Source organism: Mycobacterium sp., assembly GCF_049683355.1.
GTDB lineage: Bacteria > Actinomycetota > Actinomycetes > Mycobacteriales > Mycobacteriaceae > Mycobacterium.
On the sequence record NZ_JBAUJB010000089.1, the window covers coordinates 1 to 6,131 of the forward strand.

The window sequence follows — 6,131 nt, forward strand, 5'->3', positions numbered from 1 at the left end:
GTCCACAACGACGAATCCGTAGTCCGCGGTGATGTCCTCCACGTTGTCGCGGCGGGCAAGTGTCGGCAGCAGCGCGATGTCGAGGATTCCGGTGGTTTTCGATCGCCCGCCACCGATCTGACCGCATTTGAAACCGAGGTGGCCGCTGATCCGGTCGCGCCATTGATCGGCCAGCGCTTTGCGATCGACGAGGACCAGGGTGGAGGTGGACCGCGATTCGATTGCTGCGCAGGCGATGACCGTCTTGCCGGTGCCCGGTGGTGCGATGAGGACGCTGGTGTCCTGTGCGAGGAGTTGGTGCAGTGCTGTGGCCTGAACGGTGCGCAACGGCGTGCTGCAGGTGAACTTGTGGGCTTGACCGAGGATGCGCTTGTCGTCGACATGTAGCGTGCTGTCGGCCGATTCCACGAGTTCTGTCAGCAGAGGATGAAGACCGCGGGGGAGTACGAGATCACCGTGGGCTGTCTCGTCGTAGCTGTAGAGGAACCGCGGTGTATCCCAGGTGCTGCGGCGGGCACGTTGGCGCGCATCGAATTCCGGGTTACGTATCGATGCGGCATGCTTGACGGCCGAGATCATCGCTGGGCCAAGATCGTTGGCGGTCAAGGTGAGTCGTGACGTGAACTCTGCGCGCACGATTGCCGCCGGCCGCGGGATGATGCGCGACGACGTCGGTAGCTGCAGACGCCGGACGGTGTGGCCGATCTGTGGGTCGGGAAGTTGGCGCGCCAGCGCGGTCACGTCTTTGGTGGACAATCGCGCGATGCTTGACAGATACGCCCACTGATCCTCGTATGGCTCGAGGGTGGCGGGATCGAGGAAGACGGTGGTGCCGTGCTGACGCCGCTTACCGTTCATCGGCGCGGCGATCAGATTGCCCACTCCACGCCCGGTATGCACGTCTTGGGACGGGAACAAGCGGTCATAGCTACTCAGCTGCATGCTGCCACGCACGCGAAATGCCTCACCCAGCAGACTGGTAGCGACGCTGCGGGCGACCGATGCCGAGATCGCATGGGCGAAAAAGATCCAGACATGCGCTCCTCGGCCGGATTGTGATACCTCCAGCGCAGCCGGAATCCCATAGGAGCGAGCCGCTTTCATGTACGCGAGCGCGTCGAGCATCGCGGATTCCTTGTCGAAATCGGCCGCGACCCACCAGCAAGTGTCGCCATCGCCGAGTGGGTACAGGCCGATATGCGCCTCGCCCCGCAGATGGGCATCAACGACCTCTAGGGTCAGCGGCAGGTAGGGGGCGTCGGCCCGATTCATCCCCTTGCGCCAGTAGCCCTTGATCGCCGGCATCCAACCCGAACGGCCATCTCGCTGGTTCTCCCATCGCACCGCGTAAACATCGGTGCGACAACGGAACAACTCGAAGAAGAACCGGACCTTGTCAGCAGAGCTGGTTCCCATCGTGACCGGTGAGGCCGGCGCGCCTGTCAATGTCGCCTGGTCACTGGCAGCCGCGCGCGCCTGTTCTTCACTCAGCCGAAGAAGGTGACGCAAACGCGCGTTGTCGGCACGCAGCGTGTCCAACTCGCCAGAGAAACCCTCGACCCCGCTAACGGTCAACTCCTTTGTGCAGCACATTCGTCCTCGGAAGGCTTTACTCCCGCCAGCGCTCGCCGAGCGCTTTCGCAGCGGTGGACACTTTCATGACCAGACGACGCTCGCGGTTCCTGACGGGAACGAAGTGGTAGTGCTCGTAGAGGGATTGTGCCTCGTCGTCTACGGCATCGACGACGACGAGCCGGCCGCCGCCGATTTCCGACGCGGCGACGGCCTTGCCTAGCGCGTCGAGGAGCAGCTGCTCGCCATAACCCTCACCCCGCAGCGACGTATCGATCGCCAGGCGAGCAATCAAGTATCCGGGTATGCGGGAATAGCCGCCGGCCATGGATCCCGAGACGCCGTCGTCGTTTCGCACTACTTCGGTGGGGCAGATGGCGAAATAGGCGTTGACTTTCTGTTCGCCCAGCGGAGTCCACACGTAGACGTGCGCGACTCCGCTGCTGTCCGCGCGACGGGCGTGGGCGATAAGCCAGGTATTCAGCGACTCCTTACCACAGTCGAATCCTTCCAGCGTGTGGGCGTCAGTGAGTCGCGCGGACTCGAACATTATTCAACGCCTTGTGAAGACCGCTGGTTTGCGTGCGGCTGCCGCTAGCCGCGGCGCGTCGTCAGCGGCGTCGAGCGAGGACATCAGTTTGTCGAATTGTTCGGGCTCCATTGCCGTTACCAGCTCCTGACGCAGGATGTCTTCGGCCCGTTGCATCGCAGCTTTCCGTACGAACTCCGACGTCTGCTCATGGACAAGGTTGGCGGCGCGCTGGATGCGATCTAAGGTCGCTTGCTCCGCGCGAAGCTCGATGCGCTTCGATTTCATTGCCACAGCGACACCTCCTTATCTCCTCAGTCATCTCTGCTCGCAGCTGTCGATCACCCAATTGTACGGCGAGTGTACGTACAGAGCTAATGATGGTTGCCGAACACCGCTGGGGACCACTCTGGGACCACACCTTATGCGCGATGCTGAACGACCTGCGCGTGCGTGAACGCTACACATCACGCAACAACGGCGGAAGACGCCGACGACCTGGGTGTATGCGCTGCCGCCACTTCCTGGGGGTCAAGTGGTCGCAGGTTCAACTCCCGTCAGCCCGACGCAGGTCAGAGGCACTTTCCGAAGCGTCGGAAGGTGCCTTTTCCGCCCCGTACCCATTGCGGCATACCGATGGGGGTTTCGGTGGCCGTCGGCCAGCAAACTCGAGTGCCCGGGGCTTGTTCAGTAGTGGTCGACGACGTCGATAAATTGCTCGAACTCGGTCCAGCGCAAGTGCCGCCGATGTTGCAACCATTTCACCCGCGTTTTTGGCTCACCCGCCGTGCCATGCACAACGAACTTCGTCCGGTTGATGTGCCCGGGGCCTCCAACAATGACGTGTCGCGACAGCCAGGCGTGAGTGAATGGGTTGCGTGTGTCGTGCATGACGACATAACGCGGGTCAGCCAGAGTGTCGTCGACCCAAAGGAGGAGTCTGACGGCTATGCATCTCGGCGTCTGGTGACATCCTTCAGCCACCCCGGTGGGCATTGCGGGTCGAAGTGGCGCAGGTTCAGTTCCTTGCCACTCGAAAGAGACAGGCGGAACACGTGGCCGGTCGTGGCCGCGCATAGGTCGATGGCTGTGATGGCGTTGCCGGTGGCCCAGCGGACGTGGGCGATGTCGACGAGATCTGGATGGGGGCTGCCGGGTGGTCGTGGCTGGCCCCAAAGAGGGATGGGCATCATCCAGCTTGTCGAGGTAGTCCAAGGCCTCCGCCGCCCACACCGCCCACATGAATGTTTGCGGCAGGCTGCGAGCGACATGGCGTGTACGGAAGTGCTACCGGCTTTCATCGGCTCACGTGGTCATAGCGAGGGATTAACGCGGATTTCCGTGTAGCTGATTCGGGGCAATCTCTCGGGGCGGGTGCAGGCGGCTGACCTGGGGATTTGTGTGATCCGGGCGTGGTTTCGCTCGGTTATGTTGCTCCGATATAGCTGCTGCACTGCGATTTGATCAGATCGTTATCGTGTCGTGATCTTCAAATTTCCCGTCAAGCGATCCACCCATCTATCACGAGAATTGCTGCAGCACAAGACGTTCGATGATCCCCGCTGCGCTCGCTTCGCCCATAGGTGGAACTGTGTAGAACAGGGATGTGCCAGCGAAATCAGTACAACACGATGAGGCGTCCGCGTTCACCGCGCCGGAGCAGGTGAACCACCGCCGCTACGAGGCGCTGCGCGCCTACTTCGTCGACGGGCTGTCCTACACCGAGGCCGGGGACCGGTTCGGCTACACCCGGTGGGCGATGATCAACCTGGTGCGCGACTACCGCAACGGCAAGCTGACGCTGTTCGCCCCGCCCCGCAAACCGGGCCGGGTGCCCGGGACGGCGCCGGCCAAGGACCGCGTGCGCGGGCGGGTGATCGAGCTGCGCCGGGAAGGGCTGTCCACCTACGAGATCTCCGCCCGGCTGGCCGCCGAACACACCCCGCTCAACCGCACCAGCGTGGGCGAGATCCTCGCCGAGGAAGGCTTCGGCCGGCTGCTACGCCACCCCGAGCCGGCCGCCAGCAGCAGCCCGGCCACGCACGGCCGCGACACCCGGCTGCCCCGGACCGCGCGGATCGACTTCCAAACCTGGCCCGCCGCAGTAGAAACCGGCAAGGCCGGGCTGCTGCTGCTGGTGCCCGACCTGATCTCACTCGACCTGCCGCGCCTGGTGCGCCGCGCCGGCTACCCGGGCACCCGGGTGGTGCCCGCGATCTCGTGGCTACTGGCGCTGCTGGCGCTCAAGCTCACCCGCACCCGGCAGGTCTCCCACGTCGACGACCTGCTGATCTCCGACCCGGCCGCGGCCCTGTTCGCCGGGCTGGCAGTGCTGCCGAAGAAGTCCGCGCTCACCGACTACTCCTACCGCACCAGCCACGACCACCAGCGCCGCTTCCTGGCCGCCCTCGACGAGCAGATGATCGACACCGGGCTCGCCACCGGCGAGAACGCGATCTTCGACCTGGACTTCCACGCCGTCATGCACTGGGGCCACGACCCTGCGCTCGAAAAGCACTATGTGCCCACCCGCTCCCAGCGCGCCCGTTCCGTGCTGACCTTCTTCGCCCAAGACACCGGAACCCACAACCTCGTCTACGCCAACGCCGACGTGTCCAAATCTCGCCAGTCCCGCGAGGTGATCGCGTTCTGCGACCACTGGAAAGCCGCCTCCGGCACCGACCCGCACATGCTGATCATGGACCAGAAGGTCACCACCCACACCGTGCTCGGTGAACTCGACGACCGCGGGATCCGCTATCAATCCCGAGCCGTCCTGCGGGGTTCGATCTCGCGATCACACGTCAGCCCCTTCGAACGGCCACAACAATCTCGGCCCGGGGTGCATTTGGGTTCAGGATCATGCGCTCCTCAATCCGCAACTATAGTTGTGTTACTCTAACTTTAGTTTGAGTGCGGAGGAACTGATAGATGCAGTTGAACAAGCCGTTCGCCACAGTGACGCCAACGCTGGACGGCGATGTGCTGGGCGTCCTCGCAAGCACTGAAGTCACGTTCACGATCTCCCAGATCCAGCGCATCGTCACCACGGTGTCGGGTGAAGGCATCCGCAAAGTCCTCGCCCGCCTCAGCGCCCAGGGCGTAGTGCTACACGATCGGGTAGGCAGGACAAACACCTATCGGCTCAACTCCGAACATATTGCAGCCGATGCGATTATGGCGCTCTCACGGCTGACGTCGACCTTCTTGGAGCGACTCGAGGCCCATTTGGAGGGCTGGGGCAAGGATCTGAAATACGCCGCGGTGTTCGGGTCCGCTGCTACCGGCCGGATGACCCTGGACAGCGACATTGACCTGTTTCTGGTGCGCGCCTGCGCGCCCGAACTCGATGGTCACGACGAGGATCCCGACCTGTGGCAGCAGCAGCTGACCGAACTCGCCCGACTGGTCACCGCGTGGACCGGCAACGACGCCCGCGTCGTCGAGTACACCGAACACGATCTCGCCGCCGCGGCCTCCGCCGGTGAACCCCTGCTTCGTGACGTGGCCACGCAGGGCCTGACCGTCGCGGGGACACGGGCCTGGTTCAACACGCAGTTGCGCCCGATAGGTGATTCTCCGGCAGCGAGGAGGTCCTGATGGCGGGGCAACGCGACTGCGCTGCGGTGGTCACCGCGGGGCGCATGTCCAAGGCGAATGAGTTCTTCACCGCCGCTGATCATCTGGGAGAGGAGATGCCCAACGCCGCCGGCGATCTGTATGTCGACGCCGGAATTGCCGCCTCGGACGTAATCTGCTGCGTCCGCCTCGGCGTGCATTTCGAACACCGGCAACCACGACGAGGCCGTCGCCCTGCTGAAGCGGGCGGACAGCGGATCTGAACGGCACCTGAACACGCTGTTGAACTTGAAGAACAAGGCTGCATATACGCATCAGGACCTGACCCACGGTGTCGGCAAAGTCGTATTTCACCAGTTCAGCAGTAGTTTGACGGGTCGGAGATGATTGCGCGCGTGGTGTCGAAGCGCGGCGGCGATGTTGGTATGTCCGTTGAGCCGCAGGACGCTGA

Annotated in this window: 5 protein-coding genes and 1 pseudogene; 3 read left to right on the top strand and 3 right to left on the bottom strand. The window is 63.4% G+C overall.

Features of this window, described 5'->3' with window-relative positions; all coding sequences use genetic code 11:
- From WA944_RS05520 to WA944_RS05530, 3 genes are all read right to left on the bottom strand, one after another.
- The coding region (locus WA944_RS05520; RefSeq protein WP_526646514.1) for a TOTE conflict system archaeo-eukaryotic primase domain-containing protein at positions 1 to 1,575 on the bottom strand (1,575 nt) is incomplete at its 3' end.
- A gap of 34 nt (positions 1,576 to 1,609) precedes the next feature.
- On the bottom strand, positions 1,610 to 2,122 hold the full coding sequence (locus WA944_RS05525) for a GNAT family N-acetyltransferase (protein ID WP_526611307.1): 513 nt from the start codon (positions 2,120 to 2,122) through the stop codon (positions 1,610 to 1,612).
- Between the two features lie 3 nt (positions 2,123 to 2,125).
- Entirely contained in the window at positions 2,126 to 2,389 is a 264-nt protein-coding gene (locus WA944_RS05530) for a type II toxin-antitoxin system TacA family antitoxin (RefSeq protein ID WP_526611325.1), read from the bottom strand.
- Between the two features lie 1,318 nt (positions 2,390 to 3,707).
- On the opposite strand from WA944_RS05530, the gene WA944_RS05535 reads away from it, so the two are divergent.
- From WA944_RS05535 to WA944_RS05545, 3 genes and pseudogenes are all read left to right on the top strand, one after another.
- Positions 3,708 to 5,003 carry a COG3415 family protein gene (locus tag WA944_RS05535; protein WP_526369395.1) on the top strand — a complete coding sequence of 432 codons (1,296 nt, stop codon included), beginning with the start codon at positions 3,708 to 3,710 and terminating at the stop codon, positions 5,001 to 5,003.
- A 29-nt stretch (positions 5,004 to 5,032) separates the two neighbouring features.
- Positions 5,033 to 5,701 carry a nucleotidyltransferase domain-containing protein gene (locus WA944_RS05540; RefSeq protein WP_526369397.1) on the top strand — a complete coding sequence of 223 codons (669 nt, stop codon included), beginning with the start codon at positions 5,033 to 5,035 and terminating at the stop codon, positions 5,699 to 5,701.
- Positions 5,701 to 6,007, top strand: a pseudogene (locus WA944_RS05545) (hypothetical protein); the annotation flags it as partial. The gene WA944_RS05540 and the pseudogene WA944_RS05545, both read left to right, overlap by 1 nt.
- Positions 6,008 to 6,131 lie beyond the last annotated feature (124 nt).